The following is a 26,401-nucleotide window of genomic DNA, read 5'->3' as shown; positions in this document are numbered from 1 at the left end:
AAAAACTCAGCGAACGGCGCGCGCTATCCAATCCAGAGCCGGACCCCAGTCGCCACCCTCGACGCGAAACGCCTGGCCCAAGCCCGCAAGCCTCGCGGCCTCGATATCGCTTGCCTGGTCTCCAACCAGCACCGAAGACGCTGGACGAATATCCCAGTCTTGCGCGGCCTGCAGCAGCATGCCTGGTTGAGGCTTGCGGCAACTGCAGGCCATCTTCAATTCGCCTAACCCGGCGTCCGGATGATGTGGACAAAAATAGGTCGCCAACAGGGGAGCCCCGCGGCTGGCGAACTGCTCGTGCACCCATTGGGTATATCGATAGAACTGCGCTTCATCGTAGTACCCGCGTGCGATTCCGGCTTGATTGGTAACGACGACCACAAGGAAGCCGCAACTCCGAGCTTGCGCAGCCAGATCGAAAATGCCGGGAACCCAGTCCGTGCGCTCGGGCGTGTGCACGTAGCCGTGGTCGGTATTGATCACGCCGTCCCGATCCAGAAACAAAGCCTTGTGGGGCGCCGGCACATCCGCCAACAGCAACTGCGCGCCAGGGTCGATGTAGGGGGCGCTGGAAGCGTACGCCATCATTCGCCCTCGGCGAAGAGCGATTGCGCTCGCGCATAGTCCTCGGGCACGCCGATGTCGATAAAACCGGTTGTTTCCGTGTAGGCGGCGACTTTTCCCAACCGCGCACCGGGCTGCAGCACATCGCGCTCAAAGGAAAAAGCGGTCGCCGCCGGCAACTCCCTCAACGCATCCTTGCCGAGGAAGTAACAGCCCGCATTGATCCAGCCCGGACCGGTACGACCCTTCTCCAGAAAGCCGACGGCTCTGCTCGCCCGTATTTCCACGGCCCCGTAACGCCCCACATCTTCCATATGAGCCAATGCCATGGCCATCTGCACGCCCTCTTTCGAGGCCATGGTCTCCAGAGCGCTGGGCGAATACTTCAGCCACGTATCGCCATTGAGAACGTGCACGCTCTCGCCGAGCAACCGGTCCGCGGCGAGCCGTATCGCCCCGCCCGTACCCAATGGCTCCGGCTCCACCGAATAGGCTATGTCCATCCCACGCCATCGCGCACCAATCTGCGCTTCGACCTGTTCGGCCAGGTAGCCCGTGGCCAACACGCAGCGGCGTATACCGCTTTCGGCCAATCCATCGAGCAGCCAGGCAAGAAAAGGGCGGCCCGCCACCAAGGCAAGCGGCTTGGGTACATCGCTGACTACGGCGCGCAGGCGGGTGCCGAAACCGCCCGCAAGCACTATCGCCTCTTCAGTTGGCTTCATTCGGATACATCTCGCGCTCGATCAACGCGCACAACAGATGCCCGATGAACTCATGCCCTTCCTGGATGCGCGGAGTTTCGCTGGAGGGAATCCGGAAACACATGTCGCTGGCCGGGGCGAGCTTACCGCCGCTCTCTCCCGCGAATCCGATGACGGATATGCCTCGTTGCTTGGCCGCATCCACCGCGCGAACTATGTTCGGTGAATTGCCCGAGGTCGAGATCGCGACAAAAACATCGCCCTTCCGGCCCAGGGCCTCGATCTGCCTGGCGAAGGTGTAGTCGTAGCCATAGTCGTTGCCGATTGCCGTCAGGATGCTGCTATCGGTCGTCAACGCAACGGCAGCCAAGCCCGGCCTGTCGTAATAGAAGCGGCTAACCAATTCTCCCGCCCAATGCTGCGCGTCGGCGGCGCTGCCCCCGTTTCCGGCGAACATGATCTTTCCGCCAGCGCGCAGGGCATCGACGCACAGGCTCACGGCCCTGAGGATGTCCTCGGCCAAGATCGGGTCCTGAGCCATATTCTGGAAATTGGTCAGCAACTTTTGAAATTCGTGCGCGACGAAGTCTTTCATAGGATCTTCCAAGCGGTTGCGCCGCTGTGAGTGAAGTGAGCGTCGTAGACCGTGCCGTCCATAGCATTGAGCGCGCGGACCAAGCGAGCCCGTTCGCAAGGCTCGCAAATGAACATCATGAACCCCCCTCCGCCCGCGCCGGACACTTTGGTGGCCAGGGAACCGTTGCTCTTGGCGGTCTCTTCGATTTCCTCGATCATCGGGTTGCTGATGCTGGCGGCGCTTTGCTTCTTAGCCAGCCAGCCCGCTTGCATCACATCGGCGAAGCGACGCAGATCGCCCTTCAATATCGCCTCTTTCATCTTCGTCGCCTCATCCTTGAGCCTATGCATGGCATCGAGCGACGAGCTGCGCCCTTCCTGAATATTCCGCGATTGCTCGTCGATAATTTGAGCGGACGAGCGTGAGACGCCGGTGAAGTACAGCACCAGGCTGGACTCCAACTCGGCCCATACCCAATCCTTGACCCGTAACGGATTCACGATGACCCGATCGTCGGCGTAGAACTCCATGAAATTGAATCCGCCGAACGAAGCTGCGTATTGGTCCTGCTTGCCGCCAGACAGCCCCAGGTCCTTGCGCTCGATATCGTAGGCCAAATGAGCGATTTCATACTCGCCCAACGGCAGGTCGAAGTACTCGGCAAATGCCGTGACCAGCGCGACCACCATGGTGGACGACGAGCCCAATCCGGAACCGGGAGGAGCATCGGACGCAGCCCGAATGCGCACGGCGGGCGCGCGTCCATTCAGGTACTGACGGGTGACGCGTCTGTACACCCCCTTCATAAGCTGCAGCGGTCCGGGCGCAAGATCGGCTTCTTCTGGCCGAACGCTCTGTATCACCTCGGCATCCAGAGCGTGAAAACAAACATGCCCGTCTGATGACGCATCGATGGTCGCGTAGGCGTACTTGTTGATGGTGACGTTCATGACGAAGCCGCCGTGCTGGTCGCAGAACGGCGAAACATCGGTACCACCACCAGCAAGGCCGAGTCGCAACGGAGCTCGGGACCGGACGATCATGCGCTCCCCCCTGCCCCTAGCGCGCGCCTCCAATACTCAAGCATATCGCCGAGAGTGGTTTCGATATCGACCTGCTGCTTCCAACCCGTACGTTCGATCAGGCGGCTAGAGTCGCCGAAAATCACCTTCTCGTCGCTGGGGCGCAACAGCGCAGGATCGGTCTCCACACTGATCGGCACCCGCGCTGCGGCCACCACTTGTTCCACCAACTGGCGAATCTGATAGGTCCGGGTTCCACTAATGTTGTAAACCCCGCCCGCCTCGCCTTTCTCGGCCAGCAATTCCAACGCATTGGCCAAGTCGCGCACGTCAGTGATTGCTCGCCAAGTGTCCTGATTGCCCACTTTGAGAACGGGAGGGATTTGCCCCGCCTCGATGCGGGCCACTCGCTGTGTCAGGTCCGCGCAAACGTCGCCGGATTTACGCGCCCCGGTGGTATTAAATATGCGCGCGCAAACGCTCCTAATCTTCCAGGTGGACCAGTACTGCAGCGCCAGCATTTCAGTGGCCACCTTGCTGATCCCATAGGGATGCAGCGGACGCAATGCGTGTTCTTCCTTGACCGGGATGTCGGCCGCCTCCACTTCGCCGTACTGAGCGCTGGAGCAGGCGACTACGACAACAGGATCTATACCAGCGGCCCTGATCGACTCAAGCACATTCGCGGTCCCCAGCACGTTGGTATCCAGGGTTTCCAGCGGAGCCTTCCAGGACAACGCCGGATAGCTTTGAGCGGAGAGCAGATACACCACGTCCGGCCGGAAGCCAGCGACGACCTCATCGGTCTGCTCCCGATAACGAATGTCGCAGCGAACGACCTTATCTTGGAACGCAGCCCAATCGCGCACGTTGATGGTGGGATTGTAACTGGTCCCCAACACTTCATGGCCGGCGGCGATCGCTCGCTCCATCAGATAGCTACCGACGAAACCCGTAGCTCCCAAAACGAGTATTTTCATGGACGTCCCTTTGAGCTTAAAGCCATTGCCTTGTTTTGCTGCACTTTCTGACGCCGCGCATCGACGTCGGGATATTCCGTTGGATCCACATCGACAGACACGACGTTCCACAACGCCTCTTCGGAGAAGACCCTCCTGGCGAACGCCTGCGCCAGCGCAGACACGCGCCGCCATTCGACATCGTCGCCGAGCAACCGCAACACGCCGTGCGCGAAATCCTCCGCGGAAACCGCCGGCCTCAAAAAATCTTCCGCCTCAGCCAGGCCTTGAGCGCCCGCAGCAGAGGTGACCGTCGGCACACCGAAACGCATCGCTTCGACAACCTTGCCCTTCATGCCTCCGCCGTAGCGTAGCGGCGCGACCACTACGCGACTGCGCTTGTAGTAAGCGTTCAACTCTTCATCGCTGACGTAGCCGGCGACATGAACGGCCGAGCACGCGAGGTCGCGCACAGCGGCTGTAGGGTTCGATCCAACCAAGTGGATACGGACTCCGGGTGCTTTATCGAGGATCAAAGGCATCACTTCGCGAACGAACCATACGGCCGCATCGCAGTTCGGCCCATGACTGAAGCCCGCCACGAAGAGCAAATCAGCGCGCTCGTGGAGATTGCCCGCTGGATCATCTGGAAAGCTATCGAAAGCGTATACCGGGATCGTCAGCGCCTTGGCCTGCGACTCCTTGTCGTTCGACAGCCATTGCTGGACATGGCTGGTCTCGGTGGCCGACGGATAGTAGATCGTATCCACGCTCCTCCAGACCCGCCCCTCGAGTTCGGCCATCGCCTTCATCTGGGATTGGACGTCCTCACCACCGTCTCCGACTTCGATCTGCGCAGCCAGGCGCACATGGTGGACGTCGTGCCCGTAGTAGAGCAACGGTGCATTAGTGTGCCGCCGCAAGGCGTCGATGAACTGCACGGAAATATGCGGACGGCTCAGCAGGACGTAGTCGATACAAGCGCCGTGTTCCTTGATCCATTGCTCGAACCTGCCGCCATACTCGGGGCCGTAAACGACCTCGATTCCTGCCCCCTGCAGCCGCGGGGTGTAGATCGGGTCGTACCAGAGATTCTCCGGCCAGAGCTTTACCGACATCCCCTTCTTCTGGAACAGCGACATGAACTGACACATCGTCCTGGAGCCGGCATCCCTGTCGCCCTGAGGTACATAGTGGTCGATGACCAAGATCGTTTTCTTCAACTGCGATCGGTCGCGCGCGAGGAATGGAAGTTCCGCGTTCTGGAAGTGTTCGCTTTCCAGCACCTCTCGCCAACGTTCGCGGAACTTGGCCTGATTGGAAACCTGATAGGCCTTGATGCCGCTGGCAACATCGGTTCCATGCGAGACGCCCTCATGGTGCACCACCACGGAACGCGGCTGGAAATAGACCTTCAGGCCACGCCGGCGCATCCGGAACGCCAAGTCGGTATCTTCGCAGTACGCGGGCGCGAAGTGGGGATCGAACCCACCCATCTCGTTGAGTAACGCGCGAGGGGCCATGACGGCGGCGCCCGAAATGTAGTCGACCTCACGCAGGTAGTTGTATTGGGATTCCAGCGGATCCTGCAGCCGTCCGAAATTCCACGCACTGGCGTCGGACCAAACGATCCCGCCAGCCTCCTGCTGCCGGCCGTCGGGGTAAATGAGCTTGGAGCCGACCAGACCCGCGTCCCCATGAGACTGAAACACGTCCAGCAATGCGTCCAGCCAGCCCTTGCTGACTTCAGTGTCATTGTTGAGATAGCAAACGTACCTTCCGCGCACCAACGAGAGAGCCTTGTTGCACGACATCAGAAAACCGAGATTCTCGGTGTTTTCGTGATAGCGCAACCCGGGAATCTGCGCCAGGCGGCCGATCTCCGCGTCGCCGGACGCATCTTCGACCACAAGCACTTCGAACGCGACGTTGGCGCCGGCCTTGGCGATCGAGCGGACGCAGGCGAGGCTATACGTGAAATTGCCGTAGGTGGGAATCAGCACCGTCACCACAGGGTCGTCCACGGCCTCAAATGCGATCTCCGCGAACGCGGCCTCCTGATCGGCTTCGACCGCAGCGAGCGACAAGTTCTCCGCCGGATTGACCTCGGCACGAGAACGTCGCATCAGCCAATTACGAACCGGGACGCGCAGGAAACGTAGCGCGGGATGCCGGGCCAGCGAGGAACGCCGCAACGAATCGGCAACCGCACTCCACTGCCCACGCAGCACCCGGAAGGCGAATCGAAGCATGCGGGTCCAAGCCCACGAACGCGACGCCAGCAGTTCGTTCAACTTGCGCTCCAGCTCGAGATTGAATCTCTTGGACTCCCCAAGCTCTTGCAGCAGTCGCTCTTGCCGGCCGGCGTGATGCGCTCGTTCGTTACCGATCTCGATACTGAGCTCTCCAAGCGATTCACGCGTGGACAGCAAGTGCCCCTTCAACTCGTCCCTTAGCCGTCCGATGTCCCCATGCAGGCCCAAACCCCATTCCGCCATCAATCGTTCCTGGGCCTCACGCTGCATATCCGCATGCATGCGGTCGCGCTGGGCAAGCCTGCGCTCGAGCTCTATGTCCCATTCCTCACGCGTGCGCGCTATGTCCTGGAGCTCGGCCTCTCGGCCTTCCAACTCGCTCAGTCGTTGCTGTAGCCGTCCGTGGCGATCCTCTATAGCAGCGAACTCGTCACGCGTGCGTATCGCCAGCGCACCGTCCTTCTCACGCCCTTCCGGAAGGGCATCGCGATCCTCGCTTACGGTGCGCGACCCAACTTCGGATTGAAACTCGCGGTAGCGCACCTTCAGCTCTTCGAGCTCGAGTTGCAAGGTCTGCGCCCAGAGCGACTTTTCCTCGTTCTGGCGTTGCTCGTTACGCACCAATTCGCCCAGGCGCTCGACCTCCACATCGAGAGATTGAGCCCATTTCGCTATTTCGCGATGCCTTTGATAAAGGTCTTCCGACTCCGAATGCAGGACCGATGGCAAAGCGCGGGGCATCTTCGCCGGGGCATCCGATGCGATAGCGATGTAGTAGACCGGATCCTCCAGTCGCGGCGCACGGCGCTCGATTGATTTCCCGGTATCCGCCAACGCCAGCATCTCGCCCGACTCGACGCCTACATCAGGCTCGACGGCCGATATTGTCGAGGCGACCGCAAGCCGGTGGCCGAACAACCTTACGGCATGAAACCGAGCCTGCAGAATTCCGCAAAGCTCTTCCAGCTCCAGTTCCTTGACATGGAACTCATTGTGATGCCCGGACTGTTCGGAATACACCTTCTTATTGGGGGACGAAATAACCAGAAAGCCGCCCGGCCTCAGCACGCGCTTGATCTCATCGAGCATCTGTTCCTGCTCGAGCAGATGTTCGATGGTCTCAAACGAAACCACGGCGTCGAAACTAGCGGTCTGCGCAGGAATCTGTGCCGCCGAACCGGCCAAGAAGTTCAGGTTCCGCTGCTGCGCATATTTCTGGGAAGCGTGCTGCACGGCTTCGGCGCTGATATCTACGCCCAGAACGGACTTTGCAACCTTCGCCAGCATCGCACTGCCGTAACCTTCGCCGCTGGCGATGTCCAGCACATCCAATCCCTCGACCATCGGCGCGCACCACGAATAGCGATGCAGATGCTCCTGACGGATCTCGCCGTTCTCCGACGGCATAAAACGCTCGCCCGTGAACTTCATTGCCCGGCATCCCAAATAAGCTCCACTCCGAGCATCGGCAAGCCGACCAGCCCATGCCGCATTGTCGTGTCGGTCGTACGGAACTCCAAAGCATCGTGCATCCAATGATGCTGGGTATGGTCATCCTGATCGCCGGAAGCCACGGCCACGTCGACCATGTAGCTACCGGAAGGCATGATCGGCATCCTAAAAACGAAATCAGCGTGCAGAACGTCTCCGGCCCGGCCCTCTACAGGCCTGTGGCGATAGCTAAAGTAGGTGTTGTCGCCGAATAGACGCTGTCCGAGCCGATCCTTGACGTAAAAGCCCAGTATCAGCCCCTGCAGGTCGCTCTCCAATTGGCAACTGATGCGCAAGCGGACGAGTTCGCCGCCGTCGAGGAATTGCAACGGCTCGCCGCTATCCTTCGCCAGCAACTGAACTCCCTTGATCGATACCAATCCGGTACCGAACTGGCTCCCTACCGCCGCCTCGTCGAACTGGAATATGCTGTATCGCGTTGTCGCGCCAATCGAGGCCATTTCGGCCGCGCGAATGTCCCGCTCCATGCTGCGGTCAAGGCTCGCCACCGGCACGGGCGAGCCGAGCTTGACGTTGTTCCTTCCCTCGGCATTTCGGCTGTCGGCGTGCTGCTGGGCCATGTACTGCTCAACGACTTCCTTCGCGTCGCCAATTGCCTGGACCGTGCCTTTGTCCAGCCATACCGCCCGATCGCACAGATTAGTGACCGCCGCAGCATCGTGGCTCACGAAAAGCAATGTGCCCCTGCGCTGGAACTCGCGCAAAAAACGCATGCACTTTTGCGAAAAGAACGCATCGCCGACGGAAAGCGCTTCGTCAACGATCAGAACATCGGCATCGACATGGACGATCACCGCGAAGGCGAGCCGGACGGACATTCCGCTGGAGTAGCTTCTGACCGGTTGGTCGATGAAATCGCCTATACCTGCGAAATCGAGGATGCTCTGCATGCGCTCATCGATCTCACGACGGCTCAAACCGAGAATCGTGGCATTAAGGTAGACGTTTTCGCGCCCGGTAAAATCCGGATTGAACCCACTGCCGAGCTCCAATAACGCGGCAATGCGGCCAGCGACGGACACCTGGCCTTCGGTTTGCGACAAAGTACCCGCGACGATCTGCAACAGGGTGGACTTGCCGGACCCATTCCGACCGACAATGCCGAAAGTTTCGCCGCGCCGAATATCGAGACTGACGCCCTTCAGCGCCCAGAACTCGGACGGCTTGGCTGCGCCGGTCAGCGCGTGAAGCAGCCGTTCGGAGGGCTTTCGGTACATCCGATAGCACTTGCCGACGGCCTCGACTCGAATGGCCGAATCGCGGCCGGCATCCATCAGAGTCGCAACGTCAGAGGACATCGGCGAACCCCCGGCGGAGCTTGCGAAATACCTGGTAGGAGAACAGCGCGAACACCACGACTCCGGTCGCGTAGAAAAGCAGCGCCTGCCAATCCGGCGTCCTTCCCCATATGGTCACTTCCCGCACCTGATCGATGATCAGAGTCAACGGATTGAGCATGAACACCCAACGATAGGCCTGGGGAACCGAGTCCAGGGGAATGATCGCCGAGGACAGGAACAGCATCGCCGCCGAGAGCACGCCGACGAACTGGCCGATGTCGCGGAAGTAGACGGCCAAAGCTGACACCAGCCATGACACCGCTACTGCCAATCCGAGCAAAGGCAGCATGACCAGCGGCAGATAAATCGACGTCCAGTGGATTTCCGAGTGCCAGAACAGCTTAAGCAGCAACAGCACAGCCAGATTCATCAGCAGATGAAACGCTGCCGACAGAATCATGCTCCACGAAAGCAGTTGCAGCGGAAATACGACGCGCTTTACGTAGTTGGCGTTAGAGAGGATGAGTTGCGGCGCGCGAGTCAGGCACTCGGCGAAAAACCCATGCACCGACAAGCCCGCGAACAGAATCAAGGCAAAATCCCGAGTGGATCCGGTACCTGGCCATTTGCTTTTGAGAATGAAGCCAAATGCCAATGTGTAGACCATCAGCATCAAGAACGGGCTGATCAGCGACCACAATAGGCCGAAGCTCGCGCCGCGATAGCGGCCCAATACATCCCGTTTGGTCAGCTCCCACACCAGCGAGCGTTCCTGCGGCCCAATTGGCAGCATGCTCATACACCGCCACCTCGTGCGTCTCCGGCAAGCGCGTACTCCAGATCGCGCTTAAGGTCGTCCAGCGACTCGACGCCCACGCTCAGGCGCACCAGGTTGTCGGCGATGCCCAGGGCGGCGCGACGGTCGGGCGGGATCGAGGCGTGGGTCATCACGGCCGGGTGGTTGATCAGGCTCTCCACGCCGCCCAGGGATTCGGCGATCGCGAACAGCTCGCAGCGCTCCATCATCCGGCGCGCGCCGTCCATGCCGCCCTTGACCAGGATGCTGACCATGCCGCCGAAGCCGTGCATCTGGCGCTTGGCCAGTTCGTGCTGCGGGTGCGAGGTCAGGCCCGGGTAGATCACCTTCTCGACCGACGGGTGGGTCTGCAGCCATTCGGCCAGCGCCTGGGCGTTCTCGCAGTGCGCCTTCATGCGCAGGTGCAGGGTCTTGAGGCCGCGCAGGGCGAGGAAGCTGTCGAACGGGCCCTGCACGCCGCCGACGGCGTTCTGCAGGAAGGTCATCTGTTCGGCGATGCCGGCATCGTCGCCGACCACGACCATGCCGCCGACGATGTCGGAGTGGCCGTTGAGGTATTTGGTCGCCGAATGCATGACCAGGTGCGCGCCCAGTTCGAGCGGGCGCTGCAGGATCGGCGAGGAGAAGGTGTTGTCGACGACCACGATCAGGCCGCGCTTGCGCGCGATCTCGGCGATGCGGGCCACGTCGACCAGTTTCAGCAGCGGGTTGGTCGGGGTCTCGATCCAGACCAGCTTGGTCTGCGGACGGATCGCGGCCTCGAAGGCGGCGATGTCGCTGAGGTCGACCCAGCTGAAGTCCAGGCCGGCCGAGCGGCGGCGCACGCGCTCGAACAGGCGGTAGGTGCCGCCGTAGACGTCGTCCATCGCGATCACGTGGCTGCCCGAGTCGAGCATTTCCAGGATCGTCGAGGTCGCGGCCAGGCCGGACGCGAAGGCGTAACCGTGGCTGCCGCCTTCCAGGCCGGCCACGCAGCGCTCGTAGGCGAAGCGGGTCGGGTTATGGCTGCGCGAGTACTCGAAGCCCTGGTGCACGCCGGGGCTGCTCTGGGCGTAGGTCGAGGTCGCGTAGATCGGGGTCATCACCGCACCCGTGGTCGGGTCGGGCGACTGGCCTGCATGGATCGCGAGGGTGCCCAGTCCGGGCTTGTGCGCCCCGCCATCCGGCTTTCGTTCAGTCATTGCGTCCTTCCGATTCAGCTAGCATGCGCAAACGCGAATTCTACCATCGCCCATGAGTCCGACCCGGCGCCTGCCACCCGACTTCAGTCACAGTGCAGCCTATCCATTGTTCGCCTTCGACGCGGCGGCGGGACGCGGTTGGGTGCTGCATTTCGAGCCCGCGGACTACCGCCGCGCGAGCTTCCTGGACCAGCGCGCCCTGCACCATCGCGACATCCGCGGGTGGACATTGTCGCTGGCCGAAATCGAGGCCGAACTGGTCGCGCCGGCGGTGCCGGCGCCGCTGCACTGGATTTTCCATATCGGACATTGCGGCTCCAGTCTGGTCAGTCGCCTGATGGATACGCTGGAGCCGGTGCTGGGCCTGCGCGAGCCCCTGCCCTTGCTGACGCTGGCCCAGGCCGCCGGCGATCCGGCGACCCAGGCCTGGTGGGGGCCGGTGCTGCGCCTGCTGAACAGACGGTTCAACGAGGACCAGGTCGTGCTGGTCAAGCCGACCAGCGTGCTGACCACCGTGGCCGCGCGCCTGTTGGCGCAGGCCCCGGGCCAGGCCTGCCTGCTGTGGATCGACCTGCGCAGCTGGCTGGCGACCATGCTGCGCGACGACGGGCTGCGCGACGACGGCCTGGCGACCGAAGCCCTGCGCCTGACCGGATTCGGCCCCGAGGAGTTGCCGGCGGCCAGCGGCGACGGCGCCCGCCTGGCCCGCCTGTGGCTGGCCGAGCAACTGCGCTGGCGCCGCCTGAGCGCGGATCCGGCCCTGGCCGGGCGCCTGATCGACCTGGATTTCGCCGCCCTGCTGGCCGATCCGGCCGCGCGCAGCGCCGAACTGGCCGCGCACTACGGCCTGGCCGTGCCCGCGGATTGGGCCGCGCGGATCGCCGCCTCCGGCCTGCTCGACCGTTACGCCAAGGACCAGAGCCAGCCCTTCGACGCGGCCGCGCGCGAACGCGAACTGGCGGCGGCCGCGCACGCGCATGCGCCGCAGATCGAGGCCGGTCTGGCATGGGCGGCGGCCGCGCTGACGACGCTGGAGGCGGACGGCCTGCGGCCGCGGCTGGGCCTGGGCGATTGAGCGCGAGCGGTCGCGCCAGGACGGCCGCGCCGGAAAGAGCGCGCCGGAATCAGGCCAGAAACGTCGTCATCGCATAGCGCGTGCCGTTGCGCACGGGCAGCACTTCGTGCAGCAGCGAGCACGAGAACACCAGCGCCGAACCGGTCGCCGGCGAGAACAGGTGCGGGCCGAATTCGGGATAACGGAACTCGCCGCCCGCGTAGGCGCCGGCGTTGAGGTTCACCGACAGCGCGAAGCGGCGGTAGGCCACGTCCGGGGTTTCGTTGTCGCGGTGGGCGCGGAAATAGCCCGCGTCCTGCGGATAGGCCAGCAACTTGAAGGGATCGCGCCGGGCCACGTTGAACTGATAGACGCGCGCGATCTCGGGCAGCGCGCGGCGCAGCAGGCGCTCGTGCATGCGCGCCTCCAGCGCCGGATCGCGCGGAAAGCTTTCGCGGCGTTGCTTCACCGCCGGGTCGATCTGGAAGCGCTGCTCGCCGTTCTCCAGCACCAATACGCCGGAGGCGTCGCCGCCGCCGCAGTCGACGTCGAGATGACGGATCAGTTCGGCGCACAGCTGCGCCTCGAACACATCGGGAATCTGCAGCACCGGCGCGATGCGCAGGATCTGCGCCGGCGTCAGCGCCGCCTCGTCGGCGGCCGGCGTCGGCGGCGCAGCCGTCGGCAACGCGCTCGCGGCCTGCAGGCGCAGGTTCGCATCGGCCAGCCACAAGACATCTTCGCCCAGCCCGGCCAGCCAGCGCGGCTCGGTCGCGAACGCGCGCCAGCCCGCCGGCGCGTCGGCGCGCGCCTGCGCGCCCAGGCACAGCGCGAGCACGCCCGCCGGCGGCGCCGGCAGGGCCGCGGCGATCGCGTCGCCGGAGGGCGCGGCCAGCCACAGCGGCGCGCCGGCGAATTCGGCATGCAGGGTCTGGGCGAGGCCCGCGCCGTCGCGCAGGCGCACGTCGGGCAGGCGATCGCCCGGCAGCCAGCGTTCGGCCGCCGCCGCGGTCACTGCACGCGCCGCCGCAGGAAGTTGAGCAGGTCGATGCGGGTGATCAGGCCGAGGAAGCGCTCGCCGTCCATGACGATGGCGACGTGGCCGCGGTCGAACACCGGTAGCAGCGACTCGATCGGCTCGGCCACGGGGATCTTGTCGAGCTTGCTCACCATCGCGGTCGAGACCGGATCGCGGAAGCGCGATTCGTCGCCGTACACGTGCAGCAGCACGTCGCTCTCGTCGACGATGCCGACGATGTGCTCGCCGTCCATCACCGGCAGCTGCGACACGTCGTAGAGCTTCATGCGCTGGTAAGCGGTGACCAGCAGATCGTTGGGGCCGACCACGACCGTGTCGCGCTGCGAGTACGGGCGCAGGATCAGGTCGCGCAGATCGCCGTGGCTTTCGCGCTGGATGAAACCGTTGTCCAGCATCCAGTAGTCGTTGTACATCTTCGACAGATACTTGTTGCCGGTGTCGCAGACGAACACCAGCACGCGCTTGGGCTGGGTCTGCTCGCGGCAGTACTTCAGCGCCGCCGCCAGCAGGGTGCCGGTCGAGGAACCGCCGAGGATGCCCTCCTTCTCCAGCAGCTCGCGCGCGGTCAGGAAGCTTTCCTTGTCGCTGATCGCGTAGGCCCGCTTGACCCGGGTGAAGTCGGAGATCGGCGGCAGGAAATCCTCGCCGATGCCCTCGACCATCCAGCTGGCCGACTTGTCCGACAGCGTGCCGCGGTTGATGTATTCCTCCAGGATCGAACCGACCGGGTCGGCCAGCACCAGCTCGGTGTCCGGCGACAGCCTGGCGAAGGCGCGCGACAGGCCGGTCATGGTGCCGGAGCTGCCGCAGCCGAACACGATCGCGTCGAGCTTGCCGTCCATCTGCTCGAGGATCTCCGGCGCGGTGCCGAACTCGTGCGCGGCCGGGTTGTCGGGGTTGCCGAACTGGTTGATGAAGTAGGCGCCGGGGGTTTCGCGGGCGATGCGCTCGGCCAGGTCCTGGTAGTAGTCGGGATGCCCCTTGGCCACGTCCGAACGGGTCAGCACCACCTGCGCGCCCATGGCCTTGAGATTGAATATCTTCTCGCGGCTCATCTTGTCCGGCACCACCAGCAGCAGCTTGTAGCCCTTCTGCTGCGCGACCAGCGCCAGGCCGATACCGGTGTTGCCGGCGGTGCCTTCGACCAGGGTGTCGCCGGGCTTGATCTTGCCGGCCTTCTCCGCCGCTTCGATCATCGACAGGCCGATGCGGTCCTTGATCGAGCCGCCGGGGTTCTGCGATTCGAGCTTGAGGTAGAGCTCGCACACGCCGGTGTCCAGGCGCTGGGCTTTGACGATCGGGGTCTGCCCGATCAGTTCGAGTACGGATTGATGGATGGCCATGCGGTTACGCGGCTTCTGCGGGGCCGCGTTCGGCGCGGCGGGACCCGGACATTCTAGCGGGGCCGCGCGCGCCGCCGGCGCCGGGCGGAGGCGATCGCTTGGACGGGCACACGGGCGCGTGGGCCTGCGTCGGCGCCCGAGGGCAGGACCGGGCCCTCGGCAGGCAGGCGCGCGGACCGCGCGAAAAGGCGAACCGGATCAGGAAAAGCTTCGGAATGCGGGCCGGCGACGTTCACGGCCCGTCCGGTAGCCGCGGGCGGTGGCGGCCGACGAGGATGGCCGCCACCGCCCGCGCTGAAGAAGATTCAGTGGGGTTGCGCGTCGTACAACAAGGTCAATCGGTCCTTCGCAGCCAGCTTCTCGCGCTTCATCTGCGCCAGGGTGACGTCGTCGATCGGCAGCACGCCGAGCTCCGCGTCCATCACCTTCTTGTCGAGGTCCTTGTGACGCTGGTAGAGCTGCTTGAACTCGGGGTTGCTCTTGATCAGGGCGTCGATTTCGGGCTGCGGTCGTTCTTCGAACATGAAAGCCTCCTTCAGCAGAAAAGCAAACGCCCCGGCCTAATGACCAGGGCGTCGCGGGGGGTCCGTGAGGGGCGCCAGGCGGGGCGTGGGGCCGGCCTCATACAGGCCGGCCACCGACATGCTTGCGGTGGCGGGTTCCTGCAGAAGGTGGGCTTGCGTCATCGGCCTGGCTCTTCGCCAAGCGGAAATCCGGCCGCTTGGGTATTCGACCCTACTCCTCCTTTTCGGGGCCGGCAAGGCCGGCGGTCGCATTCGCCCGCATCGGCATCGGGTCCGCGCCAAGGCGGTGCCATCGGCGCGGACCCATGTCACAAATAACTGATTTTTAAGATTATTTGTCCGAGACCACGACCTCGACCCGGTCGCCCTTGCCGCTGCGGCCGCTGCTCTGGATCTTGCCCTTGGGCACGCCGCCGGCGACCAGCGCGTCGCGCACCGCGTCGGCGCGGCGCTGGGCGAGCTTGGCGTCGCCGGCCTGGGCCTCGACCTTGACCGAGGCCGAGGGACCGGCCTGGACGTAGGCGGCCAGGGTCTTGACCTGGCCGGACGCGCCGCCGCCGAGGGCGGCCTTGCCGGCCGCGAACGCGTCGCGGTTCAAGGCGAACACTTCGCCGCGCGCGTCGCGCTTGGAGGCGGGCAGTTTGCCGCCGGCCATGAGCTCGGCTTCCTGGCGCGCGAGCGCGGCCTCGCGCTCGCGGGCGGCGTTGAGCTTGGCGGTCTGGGCATCGCCGACGGTGGCCAGGGCCGCGTCCGCGTCCTGGATCGCCAGCGCATCGGCGGCGGCCTGGGCGCGCAGGCGCTCGGCCTCCTCGGCCTGCATCTGCGCCTGCAGGCGCAGGCGTTCGGCCTCGGCGCGCGCGCGTTCGGCGTCGCGGCGGCTGGCCTCGACCAGCAGGTCGCTGCGCTCGCGGTCGAGACGATCGACCTCGCGCTGGGCGGCCTGGCTGCGCGCCGCGATCTCGGCGATCTGGACCCGGCGCTCGGCGATGTAGAAGGCGCCGTCGCGGTCGCGGCGGCCGGCCTCGGCCAGGGCCTGCACGGCCTGGCGGGCCTGCAGGCGCTCGTAGGCGCCGAAGCCGCTCAGGCCGGGGTCGGCGTCGACCGCGGTCAAGCGCCGCGACAGCCGCGCCACGTCCGGGTCTTCGGCCGCGTGGACCGGCAGCGCGGCGACGAGCGCGGCCGCCAGCAGGGTGCGGCTCAGCAGGTGGCGCAGGCTCATCGGTCGTCTCCGGTCTGCAGGCGGCGGCGCAAGTCGGCGATCTCGGCGCGGCGCTGGGCCAGCTCGGCGTTGATCACCGCCTCGCGGCTCTTGGCGGTGGCCAGGTCGCCGTCGACCGCGGCGGCGGCGGCCAGGCGGCGGGCGTCGTCCTCGCGGCCGCGCGACATCGCGCCCTGGGCCTGGCCCAGCGCGTTGCGCGCGGCGGCCAGGTCCTGCGGCGCGTACTGGTCGGCATCGGCGCCGTCGGCGCGCGTGACCGCCTGCTGGGCCGTGGCCAGCTCCGCGGTGGGGGGCGGCAGCGAGGCGCATGCGCTCAGCGCGGAAGCGAGAACTAGTGCCAGCAGCGCGGAGCGCATCTGTGAGAAGCTGATTCGTGCGAAGCTTGCGGTCATAGGGGATGCCGTTGCGTAAGGAGTGCGCTCGGCCATTGTCGGAAGCCGGCGGCGTGCTTGCAACGGTACGTAGTCGTTAACAAGGGGTGTGTGCATGGACATCGGCTATTTCCTGAAGCTGATGACGGAAAAAAACGCGTCGGACATGTTCCTGACCACCGGGGCGCCGGTTTATATCAAGGTCGAGGGCAGACTGTACCCGCTTGGCAACACCGGGTTGCCCCCGGGCATGGTCAAGAAGATCGCTTATTCGCTGATGGACGAGGGCCAGGTGCCCCAGTTCGAGCGCGACCTGGAGCTGAACATGGCCCTGGCGCTGCCCGACGCGGGCCGGTTCCGCATCAACGTGTTCAAGCAGCGCGGCGAAGTCGGCATGGTGATCCGCGCCATCCGCAGCATCATTCCCAGCATCGAAGAACTGCAGCTGCCGCAGGTGCTCAAGGAGATCATCATGGCCCCGCGCGGCCTGGTGCTCATCGTGGGCAGCACCGGCTCGGGCAAGTCGACGACGCTGGCGTCGATGATCGACCACCGCAACAGCAATACTTCGGGCCACATCCTCACCATCGAGGATCCGATCGAGTATCTGCACAAGCACAAGAAGTCGATCGTCAACCAGCGCGAAGTCGGCCTGGACACGCACGCCTTCCACAACGCGCTCAAGAACGCGATGCGCGAAGCGCCGGACGTGATCCTGATCGGCGAAATCCTGGACGCGACGACGATGGAGGCGGCGATCGCCTTCGCCGAAACCGGTCACCTGTGCCTGGCGACGCTGCACTCCAACAACGCCGACCAGACCCTGGAACGCATCCTCAACTTCTTCAACGAGTCGGCGCACAAGAACGTGCTGATGAACCTGGCCTTGAACCTCAAGGCGGTGGTGTCGCAGCGCCTGGTGGTCGGCACCGACGGCCGCCGCCTGCCCGCGGCCGAGATCCTGATCAACACCCCGCACGTGCGCGACCTGATGCGCCGTGGCCAGGTGCACGAGATCAAGCAGGCGATGGAGGAGTCGCTGGAAGAAGGCATGGAGTCGTTCGACCAGTGCCTGTTCCGCCTCTACAAGGAAGGCCGGATCGAGATGGAGGAGGCGCTCAAGGCGGCCGACTCGCGCGACGGCCTGGCGCTCAAGTTCCGCCTCTCCGAGGGCGGCGCCGAGCACGATCCTTACGCGGATATGTACGACGCCAACGCCGCGCACTGAGCGCGGCGCGCTTCGTCACCGCTCCGATGAGCAGCGGCATCCGGCTGCACCGATACTGGTTTCCCACCCGTATCGGTTTCGGCATCGGTTTCGGCGCGACCGCGTGGACCGAGGAAGACGCGCGCACGCTCTTGCGATCGGCCGTGCCGTATATCGACATGGCCACCTTGGGCCCGCCTATCGTCGACATCGATATCCGCGATCTAGATCCGGGACACGTGCTCCCGAACATCGGTGTGCGCAGCATGCGCGGCGTCTGGTATCCGAATGTTCCGTCGGTGGGCGCCTGAGCGGGCGCGCGCCCTTAGCGCCAGAGCTGAAGCACCGCCAGGGTCGCAAGGGGCCGACTGCGCGATATCACGCGCAAGAACGTACGATGAGCTAAGTCCGCGACACGGCATCCACCGGCAGGAGCAGGCATGAGCACTCGCACGATCGCGGCCGTCGCCGTCTGCCTCACGCTGGCGATTTCGGCCTACCTGGGGCTGCCACTGCTGATGCGCCCGGCCGCGGTCGTGCCAGCGCCCATTCTTGAACCAGCCAGCGATGAATCCCGCGCGCCCTCGCTCGAAGGACTGCAGCCGATTCCGCTGACGCGACAACTCGCCGCGGAAAACGACCTCGCCGTGCTTTCGCTCGTGCTCAAGGATCTATGCAAGGGCCAGAGCAAACCCCTGCTGCTTCACGACGTGCCCGACGAACTTGCGCACGAGCGCAAGCAACTGGATTCGACTCGATTCCCGCCAGGGATCGACCGTGCCTGTGCGCTCGTGAAGATCGAACCGTCCGCGAAGCTGGACGCCGCGGTCGCCGGCAATCCTCCCTGCCCAGAAAGCGAAAAATCGGCGCCACCGCTATGGCGTTGTTTTCACCGCCATTACCCCGAGGCGCACGGAACCCTGCGCATGGGCCTGCCCGTCTACTACCGTCGCGACGAGCTGATCGCCACCGTCGACACCGGAACCAGCTGCGGCCCGCTGTGCGGCGAGGGGCAACGATTCGTGCTCGCCCATCGGGCAGGCGCATGGAAGCTGTTGGCGGTACAAGGCACGTGGATCGCTTGACCCGCTCCGTTTACTCCGGCGGCCGGTCCGGCTGATTCTCCGGCCTTGCCGCGTCGAACTCGGGCAGCTCCAGGCAGGCCTGCTCGATCCGCACGATGGTCGGGAACTCGTCCAGCGGCACGCCGAAACGGCGCGCGTTGTAGACCTGCGGCACCAGGCAGCAATCGGCCAGGGTCGGGGTGTCGCCCTCGCAGTAGCGCCCGGTGGCCGGGTGGTCGAGCAGGGTCGCCTCGATCGCGCTGAAGCCTTCGCGCACCCAATGCTTGATCCAGTCCTCGCGTTCCGGGTGCGGCACGCTCCAGGTGCGGTCGAAGTACTGCAGCACGCGCAGGTTGTTTAGGGGATGGATGTCGCAGGCGATGGTCTGGGCCAGCGCGCGCACGCGCTGGCGGTCGCGCGCGGTGGCCGGCAGCAGCGCCGGCTGCGGCCAGGTCTCGTCCAGGTATTCCAGGATCGCGATCGACTGCCGCATCTTGCGGTTGCCGTGCTCCAGCACCGGCACCAGGCCGAGCGGATTGACCTCGCGGTAGGCCTCGCTGTGCTGTTCGCCGCCGTTGCGCACCAGGTGCACCGGCACGATCTCGTACGCCAGCCCCTTGAGATTCAGGCCGATGCGGACCCGGTAGGCCGCGCTCGATCGCCAGTACGAATACAGCCGTAGTTGCTCGCCCACTGCCTGTCCCTAGGATCTGCCGTCGTGCCTGATCGTCGTCACCTTAGCCGGTGACCGGCGCGCCGGGGTTACCTCTCGTCCGGCGCGCCGCTGCCGTCAGGCGGAAGCCTGCCGCTCGATGCGCTGCTCGATCGCGCCGAAGATGCTGCGCCCTTGCGCGTCCAGCATCTCGATGCGCACGGTGTCGCCGAACTTCATGAACGGGGTCAGCGGCTTGCCGTGCTCCAGGGTCTCGACCGTACGGCGCTCGGCGAAGCAGGACGCGCCCAGCGAGGTGTCCTGGTTGGCGACGGTGCCGGAACCGACGATGGTGCCGGCCGACAGCGGGCGGGTCTTGGCCGCGTGCGCGACCAGCTGGGCGAAGTCGAACTGCATGTCGACGCCGGCCTCGGGCGCGCCGAACCATTCGCCGTTGATGTGGGTCAGCAGCGGGCGATGGACCTTGCTGCCCTGCCAGGCCTCGCCGAGCTCGTCCGGGGTCACGAACACCGGGCTCAGCGCCGAGCGCGGCTTGGACTGCAGGAAGCCGAAGCCCTTGCCCAGCTCGTTCGGGATCAGGTTGCGCAGGGACACGTCGTTGACCAGGCCGATCAGCTGGATGTGGGCGGCGGCCTGCTCCGGCGTGGCCGCCATCGGCACGTCGTCGGTCACGATCACCACCTCGGCTTCCAGATCGATGCCGTAGTCCTCGCTGACCACGCGCACCGGATCGCGCGGGCCGTAGAAGCCGGCGCTGACCGCCTGGTACATCAGCGGGTCGACGTAGAAGCTCTCCGGCACCTCGGCGCCGCGCGCGCGGCGCACGCGCTCGACGTGCGGCAGGTAGGCGCTGCCGTCGACGAATTCGTAGGCGCGCGGCAGCGGCGCGGCCAATGCGGCCTGGTCCAGATCGAACGCGCCCTCGGCGTCGCCGGCGTTGAGCGCGTCGGACAGGGCGTTCAGGCGCGGCGCGACGTTGGACCAGTCTTCCAGCGCGCGCTGCAGGGTCTCGGCGATGCCGCTGGCGCGCACGGCGCGGGTCAGATCGCGGGAGACGACGATCAGCGTGCCGTCGCGGCCGCCTTCCTTCAGGGAACCGAGCTTCATCCAGACCTCAAATCGCAGGGCGCCGCAGCGCAATGGTTTCAATTGTAACCGAATCGCCGCGGACAACAGACCCGCGCGAATCGGCCATCACCCTACCCGGCCTGTGCGCCGGCGACGAGTTGGAGCGCGGCGCATTCGATCGCCGGTCCCGATGCCCGCGTCGCCGCCGCTCAGCGCGCCGATGCGGTTCGCCTTTGGCTCGCCGCATCCTGCGGGCGGATCGCGAGCGGACCTGGAAAACAAAAAACCCGCCGGAGGGCGGGTTCTTCGTTGCCGATCCGCACCGTTGCCGGCGTGGATCGGTCTGGTTTGGCAGCCCCGGATGGATTCGAACCACCGAATGCCTGAGTCAGAGTCAGGTGCCTTACCGCTTGGCGACGGGGCTATGAAACGAATCTTAGCAAAAAACGCAGAATTGCGACTGCGATTAACGCTTCGAGAACTGGGTAGCGCGACGTGCCTTGTGCAGGCCGACCTTCTTACGCTCGACTTCGCGGGCGTCGCGGGTCATGAAGCCGGCCTTGCGCAGCTCGGGCTTCAGGGATTCGTCGTACTCGACCAGCGCACGCGCGATGCCGAGGCGGATCGCACCGGCCTGGCCGGTGATGCCGCCGCCGGCGACCGTGACGTTGACGTCGAACTTGTCGCTGGACTGGGTCAGCTCGAGCGGCTGGCGCACGATCATGCGCGCGGTCTCGCGACCGAAGAACTCTTCGATCGAACGCTGGTTGATGGTGATCTTGCCCTCGCCCTTGCGCAGGTACACGCGAGCGGTGGAGGACTTGCGGCGGCCGGTGCCGTAGTTCTGCTGGATAGCCATGTGCGTGTCTTTACCTTAGATGTCCAACGGCTGCGGCTGCTGGGCAGCGTGCGGATGCTCGGAGCCCTTGTAGACCTTGAGCTTGCGGTACATGGCGCGGCCGAGCGGATTCTTCGGCAGCATGCCCTTGACGGCGATTTCGATGACGCGCTCCGGGTGGCGCTCCAGCGCCTGGCCCAGGGTTTCGCTCTTCAGGTTGCCGACGTAGCCGGTGAAGCGGTGGTAGATCTTGTCCTGGAGCTTGTTGCCCGTGACAGCGATCTTCTCGGCGTTGATCACCACCAGGTAATCGCCGGTATCCACGTGAGGGGTGTAGACGGGCTTGTGCTTGCCGCGCAGACGGCGCGCGAGTTCGGAGCTCAAGCGGCCGAGCGTTTTGCCCGACGCGTCGACGATGTACCAGTCGCGCTGGACGGTCTCGTTCTTAGCGGTAAAAGTCTTCATGAAAGATCTGCTATGGGTACCTGGTCGGGCTGATTCCGCTTGCGTCCGGAGTGGCCGCGGCGTCGGAATTTCGCCTCGCGTTGTGAATGTGGAACGAAAGAGGCGGAATGATAGCGGGGTCGGCCCGCCCCTGCAAGTCGGCCCGGACCGGTGCTAGCATCGGCCTTCATGTCCGCCGCCCGCCCGCCTTCCGCCGACCCGCTGGTGGCGCTGGCCGACCGCTGCGTCCAGTGCGGGCTGTGCCTGCCGGCCTGCCCGACATACGGCCACGACCGCCTGGAAGCCGAATCCCCGCGCGGGCGCATCGCCGTGGCGCGGGCGTGGGCGCTGGGCACGATCGAGCCCAGCGCGGTCGCCGACACCCACCTGGACCACTGCCTGGGCTGCCGCAGCTGCGAGGCGGTGTGCCCGGCCGGCGTGCAGTATGGCGAGCTGCTGGGCCTGGCGCGCAGCCGCCAGCGCGAACGCCGCCCGCCCGCACGCCGGCAGCGCTGGATCGAGGCCCTGGCCGCGCGGCCGCGTGCGCTGCGCGCCCTGCTGGGGTTGTATCGGCTGGCCTACCCGGCCCTGCCCTCGCCCTGGCGGCCGTTGCCGCGCCCGCCGGGTCGGCATTCCGCTCCGACCGAGCCGGCCGGCGACGGCCCGCGCGGCGAGCTGGCGCTGTTCGTGGGCTGCGTCGCCGGACCTTATGAGACTGCGCTGCGCGAGGCCGTGGCCCGGCTCTGCCGCGGCCTGGGCTACCGGGTCCGCGCGGTCCAGGCCCAGACCTGCTGCGGCAGCCTGCACGCGCACGCCGGCGACGCCGCCCGCGCCCGGGCCCTGGCCGAGCGCAACCGCGCCGCCTTCGCCGGCGTCGATACCGTGCTGAGCCTGGCCAGCGGCTGCCACGAAGCCCTGGCGCAGGCGCTGCAACCGGGCACGGCGGTCGACGCGATCGCCTTCCTCGACCGCCATGCGCAGGCGCTGCACCTGCGCCCGCTGCGCGAGCGGGTCGCCCTGCACCTGCCCTGCACCCAGCGCAACGTGGTCGGCTCGGTGCCGGCGCTGCGCCGCCTGCTGGCGCGCGTGCCCGGGCTGGAGGTGATCGAGCTGGACGCCGGCTACGGCTGCTGCGGCGCGGCCGGCACCCAGATGCTGAGCGAGCCCGAACGCGCGGCCGACTACCGTGCGCCGCTGCTGCGCCAGTTCGCCGACAGCGGCGCGACGCGCCTGCTCAGCGCCAACATCGGCTGCCGCCTGCACCTGGGCGCGGCGCAGGCGGCGCCGCCGCAGCACCCGCTGGAATTCCTGGCCGGCCTGGTCGAAGACGCGAATGCCGCCGCCGATTCACTGCCGGCGAACGCCGCCGCGCCGTAAACTGCGCGCATGACCACGATCCGCGAGCTGACTCCCCTGGACCGCCTGCTCAGCGATGCGCAGCGCGCCCTCGACACCGTCTTCGGCGCGCCTTATGCGCAGCGCCCCAACCCGGCCGCCGACACCGCCCAGATCGAACTCGACGACGCCGAGCGCCGCCATGCCGCCGGCCTGATGCGGATCAACCACGTCGGCGAGGTCTGCGCGCAGGCGCTGTACTGCGGCCAGGCCGCGGTCGCGCGCGACGCGCTCACGCGCGAGCACCTGCTCGAAGCCGCGCAGGAGGAGACCGACCACCTGGCCTGGTGCGCGCAGCGCCTGGACGAGCTCGACAGCCGCCCCAGCCTGCTCAACCCGCTGTGGTACGCCGGCAGCTACGCGATCGGCGCGCTGGCCGGGCTGCGCGGCGACGGCTGGAACCTGGGCTTCGTGGTCGAGACCGAGCACCAGGTCGAGGCGCACATCGACGAACACCTGCAATCGCTGCCGCAAGCCGACGCGCGCAGCCGCGCGATCCTGCGCACCATGAAGGAAGACGAGGCCCGCCACGCCGCCAACGCCGAGGCCGCGGGCGCGCGCCTACTGCCGCCGCCGGTGCCGAGCCTGATGGCGGCGGCGTCGAAGCTGATGAAGGCGGTGGCCTACAGGCTGTGATTCGGGATTGGGGATTGGAGATTCGAAAAAGCAAAAGGCCCGCCATTGGCGGGCCTTTTTCGTTCTTGCACTATCGAATCCCGAATCTCTAATCCCGAATCCCGGCCTCAATCGACCAGATTGCGGCCGTGGAACAGCTCTTCGATCTCGCGCTTGAGCCGCGCCTCGATCTTCATGCGCTCCTTGAACGAGAGGTTCTTGGCCTTCTCCTCGAACAGGTAGTTGTCGAGGTCGAATTCCTTCAGGTGCATCTTGGTGTGGAAGATGTTTTCCTGGTAGACGTTGACGTCGAGCATCTCGTAGCGCGACTTCACGTTCTTGGCCAGGTAGTCCTGGATCGAGTTGATCTTGTGATCGATGTAGTGCTTGCGGCCCTTCACGTCGCGGGTGAAGCCGCGCACGCGGTAGTCCATGACCACGATGTCGGACTCGAGGCTCTCGATCAGGTAGTTCAGGGCCTTCAGCGGCGAGATCACGCCGCAGGTCGCCACGTCGATGTCGGCGCGGAAGGTCGCGATGCCGTTGTCCGGGTGGGTCTCCGGATAGGTGTGCACGGTGATGTGCGACTTGTCCATGTGGGCGACGACGGCGTCGGAGATCACGCCCTTGGCGGCCGACTTGTCGATCACCGGCTCTTCCGAGATCAGGATCGTCACCGACGCGCCCTGCGGATCGTAGTCCTGGCGCGCGATGTTGAGGATGTTGGCGCCGATGATGTCCGCCACATCCGTGAGGATCTGGGTCAGGCGGTCGGCGTTGTAGGCCTCGTCGATGTACTCGATATACCGCTGGCGCTGCTCCTCGGAGACCGCGTAGCAGACGTCGTAGATGTTGAACGAGAGGGCCTTGGTGAGGTTGTTGAAACCCTGCAACCTCAGGCGCGGCAACGGCTTGACCACGGTAGGGGGATTCCCGGTCGGACGGCGAGGACGCGGATTATGCGGCAAACGGCGGCGGGGGGAAACGCGCGCTGTCACCCCGCGGTCACAAGTCGGGGCCCTGGCGGGTCGAGGGACTGCCCATATCGGCTCCGGGTGACGTAGAGTGCCGCAGGGTGACGCTATTTGCCCAATCCCCCGGTTCGTCCTAAGCTCACTCGATAACCTAAGCCCAATCCCATGTCCGCCAATCCGGTAGCCCCCTTGACTGCCCTGCGCCGAACCAATAGCCCGTTGCTGCCTGACGGCGCGACGATCGAACGCTTCCTGGCGCACTGCCACCGCCGACGTTACCCGTCGCGGACCGACGTGTTCCGCCCGGGGGATCCCGCCAGCACCCTGTATTACGTGGTTTCCGGCTCGGTGAGCATCATCACCGAGGAGGAAGACGGCCGCGAACTGGTGCTGGGTTACTTCGGCCCCGGCGAATTCGTCGGCGAACTCGGCCTATTCATCGAGAGCGACCACCGCGAGGTGATCCTGCGCACGCGCAGCACCTGCGAGCTGGCCGAAATCGGCCACGAGCGCCTCTACGACCTGCTGCTGACCCGCCTGTCGCTGGACGCGCCCAAGCTGCTGTACGCGATCGGCGCCCAGATTTCGCGCCGCCTGCTCGACACCAGCCGCAAGGCCGGCCGCCTGGCCTTCCTGGACGTGACCGACCGCATCGTCCGCGCCCTGCACGACCTGGCCAAGGAACCCGAGGCCATGAGCCATCCGCAGGGCACCCAGCTGCGGGTGTCGCGCCAGGAGCTGTCGCGCCTGGTCGGCTGCTCGCGCGAAATGGCCGGCCGCGTGCTCAAGAAGCTACAGGCGGACGGCAAGCTGCACGCCCGCGGCAAGACCGTCGTCCTGTACGGGACGCGCTGAGCCGCCCGTCCGACGATGGGTCGAGCCGCCACTTCCGCCGAGACCGCACCCCGGGTGCGTCCGGCGGAATTGGGCGACGCCCACGATGTCGCCCGCCTGCTCGGCGACCTGGGCTATCCCTGCAACCGCGACGAAGCCGCCGAACGCATCGCGGTGGTCCGCCACGACCCGCGCCAGCACCTGCTGCTGGCCGAGATCGATGGCGACGCCTGCGGCCTGATCTCGCTCTACACCCTGTATTCGGTGGTCCACGGCACCGAACTGGCGCGCATCACCGCGCTGGTGGTGTCGCCGGCCTGCCAGCGCCAGGGCATCGGCCGGCGCCTGCTGCGCGAGGTCGAGCTGATTTCGCGCCGCACCGGCGTGTCGCGCATCGAAGTCACCAGCAATCTGCGCCGCGAAGAGGCGCATGCCTTCTACCGCGATTGCGGCTACAGCGACGGCTCGCTGCGGTTCGTGAAGGCGCTGGGGGACTAGCCTCCGCCGAAAGCCCTCGCGGGCTGCGGCCGTAGGGTGCGGTGAGCGCAGCGAACCGCACCAGCACCGTCTGCGAGTCCCGCGTCGATGCGGTTCGCTGCGCTCACCGCATCCTACGAAGCGCTGCGATCGGGTAGTGCGCCGCAAGGTTCGCAGCCGCCGGGGTTGCGCGGTCGCGGCTTGCGCTGCTCCTACCCTGAACCGGGCCAGAGCTCCTCCGTAGGGTGTGGTGAGCGCAGCGAACCGCACCATCGCCGTCTGCGAGCCCCGCGTCGATGCGGTTCGCTGCGCTCACCGCATCGACCGGTGGACCTCGTCATGTCGATTGAGGCCTGCGTCCCGGCCTCAAAACGCTGTTCGCGCGGGCGCA

Annotated in this window: 27 protein-coding genes and 1 tRNA gene; 8 read left to right on the top strand and 20 right to left on the bottom strand. The window is 65.7% G+C overall.

Going from position 1 to position 26,401, the window contains the following annotated elements:
* Positions 1 to 6 precede the first annotated feature (6 nt).
* From V1318_RS06650 to V1318_RS06610, 9 genes are read right to left on the bottom strand one after another with little or no spacing between them, the layout of a single operon-like run.
* Positions 7 to 585, bottom strand: coding sequence for an HAD family hydrolase (locus tag V1318_RS06650; protein WP_332938798.1), 579 nt, complete (start codon positions 583 to 585; stop codon positions 7 to 9).
* The gene (locus V1318_RS06645; protein ID WP_332938797.1) at positions 585 to 1,289 is read right to left on the bottom strand and encodes a nucleotidyltransferase family protein; all 705 of its coding nucleotides are present in this window, start codon (positions 1,287 to 1,289) and stop codon (positions 585 to 587) included. Before V1318_RS06645 ends, V1318_RS06650 begins: the two co-directional genes overlap by 1 nt.
* Positions 1,276 to 1,863, bottom strand: a complete 588-nt coding sequence (locus V1318_RS06640; protein WP_332938796.1) for a D-sedoheptulose 7-phosphate isomerase — start codon at positions 1,861 to 1,863, stop codon at positions 1,276 to 1,278. The genes V1318_RS06645 and V1318_RS06640 overlap by 14 nt, the downstream gene beginning before the upstream one ends.
* Positions 1,860 to 2,888 (bottom strand): dehydrogenase, encoded by a 1,029-nt coding sequence (locus tag V1318_RS06635; protein ID WP_332938795.1) that lies wholly within the window; start codon positions 2,886 to 2,888, stop codon positions 1,860 to 1,862. The genes V1318_RS06640 and V1318_RS06635 overlap by 4 nt, the downstream gene beginning before the upstream one ends.
* Positions 2,885 to 3,847 (bottom strand): GDP-mannose 4,6-dehydratase, encoded by a 963-nt coding sequence (locus tag V1318_RS06630; RefSeq protein WP_332938794.1) that lies wholly within the window; start codon positions 3,845 to 3,847, stop codon positions 2,885 to 2,887. Before V1318_RS06630 ends, V1318_RS06635 begins: the two co-directional genes overlap by 4 nt.
* Entirely contained in the window at positions 3,844 to 7,512 is a 3,669-nt protein-coding gene (locus tag V1318_RS06625) for a methyltransferase domain-containing protein (protein WP_332938793.1), read from the bottom strand. Before V1318_RS06625 ends, V1318_RS06630 begins: the two co-directional genes overlap by 4 nt.
* On the bottom strand, positions 7,509 to 8,891 hold the full coding sequence (locus V1318_RS06620) for an ABC transporter ATP-binding protein (protein ID WP_332938792.1): 1,383 nt from the start codon (positions 8,889 to 8,891) through the stop codon (positions 7,509 to 7,511). The genes V1318_RS06625 and V1318_RS06620 overlap by 4 nt, the downstream gene beginning before the upstream one ends.
* Positions 8,881 to 9,672, bottom strand: coding sequence for an ABC transporter permease (locus V1318_RS06615; protein WP_332938791.1), 792 nt, complete (start codon positions 9,670 to 9,672; stop codon positions 8,881 to 8,883). The genes V1318_RS06620 and V1318_RS06615 overlap by 11 nt, the downstream gene beginning before the upstream one ends.
* Positions 9,669 to 10,871 carry a cystathionine gamma-synthase gene (locus V1318_RS06610; RefSeq protein WP_332938790.1) on the bottom strand — a complete coding sequence of 401 codons (1,203 nt, stop codon included), beginning with the start codon at positions 10,869 to 10,871 and terminating at the stop codon, positions 9,669 to 9,671. The genes V1318_RS06615 and V1318_RS06610 overlap by 4 nt, the downstream gene beginning before the upstream one ends.
* Before the next feature lie 52 nt (positions 10,872 to 10,923).
* Here V1318_RS06610 and V1318_RS06605 point away from each other — a divergent pair, with 52 nt between their 5' ends.
* Entirely contained in the window at positions 10,924 to 11,946 is a 1,023-nt protein-coding gene (locus V1318_RS06605) for a hypothetical protein (RefSeq protein WP_332938788.1), read from the top strand.
* 49 nt (positions 11,947 to 11,995) lie between these two features.
* Here the strand turns inward: V1318_RS06605 and V1318_RS06600 are convergent, their stop codons facing one another.
* From V1318_RS06600 to V1318_RS06580, 5 genes are all read right to left on the bottom strand, one after another.
* Positions 11,996 to 12,940, bottom strand: a complete 945-nt coding sequence (locus V1318_RS06600; RefSeq protein WP_332938786.1) for a 2OG-Fe(II) oxygenase — start codon at positions 12,938 to 12,940, stop codon at positions 11,996 to 11,998.
* Positions 12,937 to 14,307, bottom strand: a complete 1,371-nt coding sequence (locus tag V1318_RS06595) for a pyridoxal-phosphate dependent enzyme (RefSeq protein WP_332938784.1) — start codon at positions 14,305 to 14,307, stop codon at positions 12,937 to 12,939. The genes V1318_RS06600 and V1318_RS06595 overlap by 4 nt, the downstream gene beginning before the upstream one ends.
* 305 nt (positions 14,308 to 14,612) lie before the next feature.
* A complete protein-coding gene (locus tag V1318_RS06590) occupies positions 14,613 to 14,831 on the bottom strand; it encodes a YdcH family protein (protein WP_332938782.1) in 219 nt (72 codons plus the stop codon).
* 331 nt (positions 14,832 to 15,162) lie between these two features.
* A complete protein-coding gene (locus V1318_RS06585; RefSeq protein ID WP_332938781.1) occupies positions 15,163 to 16,050 on the bottom strand; it encodes an OmpA family protein in 888 nt (295 codons plus the stop codon).
* Positions 16,047 to 16,406, bottom strand: coding sequence for a DUF4398 domain-containing protein (locus V1318_RS06580; protein WP_332938780.1), 360 nt, complete (start codon positions 16,404 to 16,406; stop codon positions 16,047 to 16,049). The genes V1318_RS06585 and V1318_RS06580 overlap by 4 nt, the downstream gene beginning before the upstream one ends.
* Positions 16,407 to 16,536: 130 nt before the next feature.
* Here V1318_RS06580 and V1318_RS06575 point away from each other — a divergent pair, with 130 nt between their 5' ends.
* From V1318_RS06575 to V1318_RS06565, 3 genes are all read left to right on the top strand, one after another.
* Positions 16,537 to 17,649: a PilT/PilU family type 4a pilus ATPase gene (locus V1318_RS06575; protein ID WP_056178868.1), complete on the top strand. Its 1,113-nt coding sequence runs from the start codon at positions 16,537 to 16,539 to the stop codon at positions 17,647 to 17,649.
* Positions 17,650 to 17,675: 26 nt separating this feature from the next.
* A complete protein-coding gene (locus V1318_RS06570) occupies positions 17,676 to 17,939 on the top strand; it encodes a hypothetical protein (protein WP_332938779.1) in 264 nt (87 codons plus the stop codon).
* 129 nt (positions 17,940 to 18,068) lie between these two features.
* Positions 18,069 to 18,713, top strand: coding sequence for a hypothetical protein (locus V1318_RS06565; protein WP_332938777.1), 645 nt, complete (start codon positions 18,069 to 18,071; stop codon positions 18,711 to 18,713).
* Positions 18,714 to 18,723: 10 nt separating this feature from the next.
* Here the strand turns inward: V1318_RS06565 and maiA are convergent, their stop codons facing one another.
* The 5 genes from maiA to rplM form a co-directional block, all read right to left on the bottom strand.
* Positions 18,724 to 19,386 (bottom strand): maleylacetoacetate isomerase, encoded by a 663-nt coding sequence (gene maiA, locus V1318_RS06560; RefSeq protein ID WP_332938775.1) that lies wholly within the window; start codon positions 19,384 to 19,386, stop codon positions 18,724 to 18,726.
* A 96-nt stretch (positions 19,387 to 19,482) separates the two neighbouring features.
* The gene (locus tag V1318_RS06555; RefSeq protein ID WP_332938773.1) at positions 19,483 to 20,472 is read right to left on the bottom strand and encodes a fumarylacetoacetate hydrolase family protein; all 990 of its coding nucleotides are present in this window, start codon (positions 20,470 to 20,472) and stop codon (positions 19,483 to 19,485) included.
* Between the two features lie 310 nt (positions 20,473 to 20,782).
* Positions 20,783 to 20,857, bottom strand: a tRNA-Gln gene (locus V1318_RS06550).
* A gap of 42 nt (positions 20,858 to 20,899) precedes the next feature.
* A complete protein-coding gene (gene rpsI, locus V1318_RS06545) occupies positions 20,900 to 21,292 on the bottom strand; it encodes a 30S ribosomal protein S9 (protein WP_332938772.1) in 393 nt (130 codons plus the stop codon).
* 15 nt (positions 21,293 to 21,307) lie between these two features.
* On the bottom strand, positions 21,308 to 21,736 hold the full coding sequence (gene rplM, locus V1318_RS06540) for a 50S ribosomal protein L13 (RefSeq protein WP_056178849.1): 429 nt from the start codon (positions 21,734 to 21,736) through the stop codon (positions 21,308 to 21,310).
* A 168-nt stretch (positions 21,737 to 21,904) separates the two neighbouring features.
* Here rplM and V1318_RS06535 point away from each other — a divergent pair, with 168 nt between their 5' ends.
* Both V1318_RS06535 and coq7 read left to right on the top strand, forming a co-directional pair.
* Complete coding sequence (locus tag V1318_RS06535) at positions 21,905 to 23,092, top strand: (Fe-S)-binding protein (protein WP_332938770.1); 1,188 nt, start codon at positions 21,905 to 21,907, stop codon at positions 23,090 to 23,092.
* Between the two features lie 9 nt (positions 23,093 to 23,101).
* Positions 23,102 to 23,746: a 2-polyprenyl-3-methyl-6-methoxy-1,4-benzoquinone monooxygenase gene (gene coq7, locus V1318_RS06530; RefSeq protein WP_332938769.1), complete on the top strand. Its 645-nt coding sequence runs from the start codon at positions 23,102 to 23,104 to the stop codon at positions 23,744 to 23,746.
* A gap of 107 nt (positions 23,747 to 23,853) precedes the next feature.
* Here the strand turns inward: coq7 and speD are convergent, their stop codons facing one another.
* Positions 23,854 to 24,645 (bottom strand): adenosylmethionine decarboxylase, encoded by a 792-nt coding sequence (speD, locus tag V1318_RS06525; RefSeq protein WP_055908890.1) that lies wholly within the window; start codon positions 24,643 to 24,645, stop codon positions 23,854 to 23,856.
* 219 nt (positions 24,646 to 24,864) lie between these two features.
* Here speD and crp point away from each other — a divergent pair, with 219 nt between their 5' ends.
* Positions 24,865 to 25,554, top strand: a complete 690-nt coding sequence (gene crp / locus V1318_RS06520; RefSeq protein WP_031371492.1) for a cAMP-activated global transcriptional regulator CRP — start codon at positions 24,865 to 24,867, stop codon at positions 25,552 to 25,554.
* A 15-nt stretch (positions 25,555 to 25,569) separates the two neighbouring features.
* Positions 25,570 to 26,031, top strand: coding sequence for a GNAT family N-acetyltransferase (locus V1318_RS06515; RefSeq protein ID WP_332938765.1), 462 nt, complete (start codon positions 25,570 to 25,572; stop codon positions 26,029 to 26,031).
* The last annotated feature ends 370 nt before the right edge of the window (positions 26,032 to 26,401 follow it).

This window comes from Lysobacter sp. CCNWLW3 (genome assembly GCF_036697405.1).
GTDB lineage: Bacteria > Pseudomonadota > Gammaproteobacteria > Xanthomonadales > Xanthomonadaceae > Lysobacter.
Note: the sequence above shows the minus strand (reverse complement) of the source record. Positions and strands in the feature narration are given on the sequence as shown.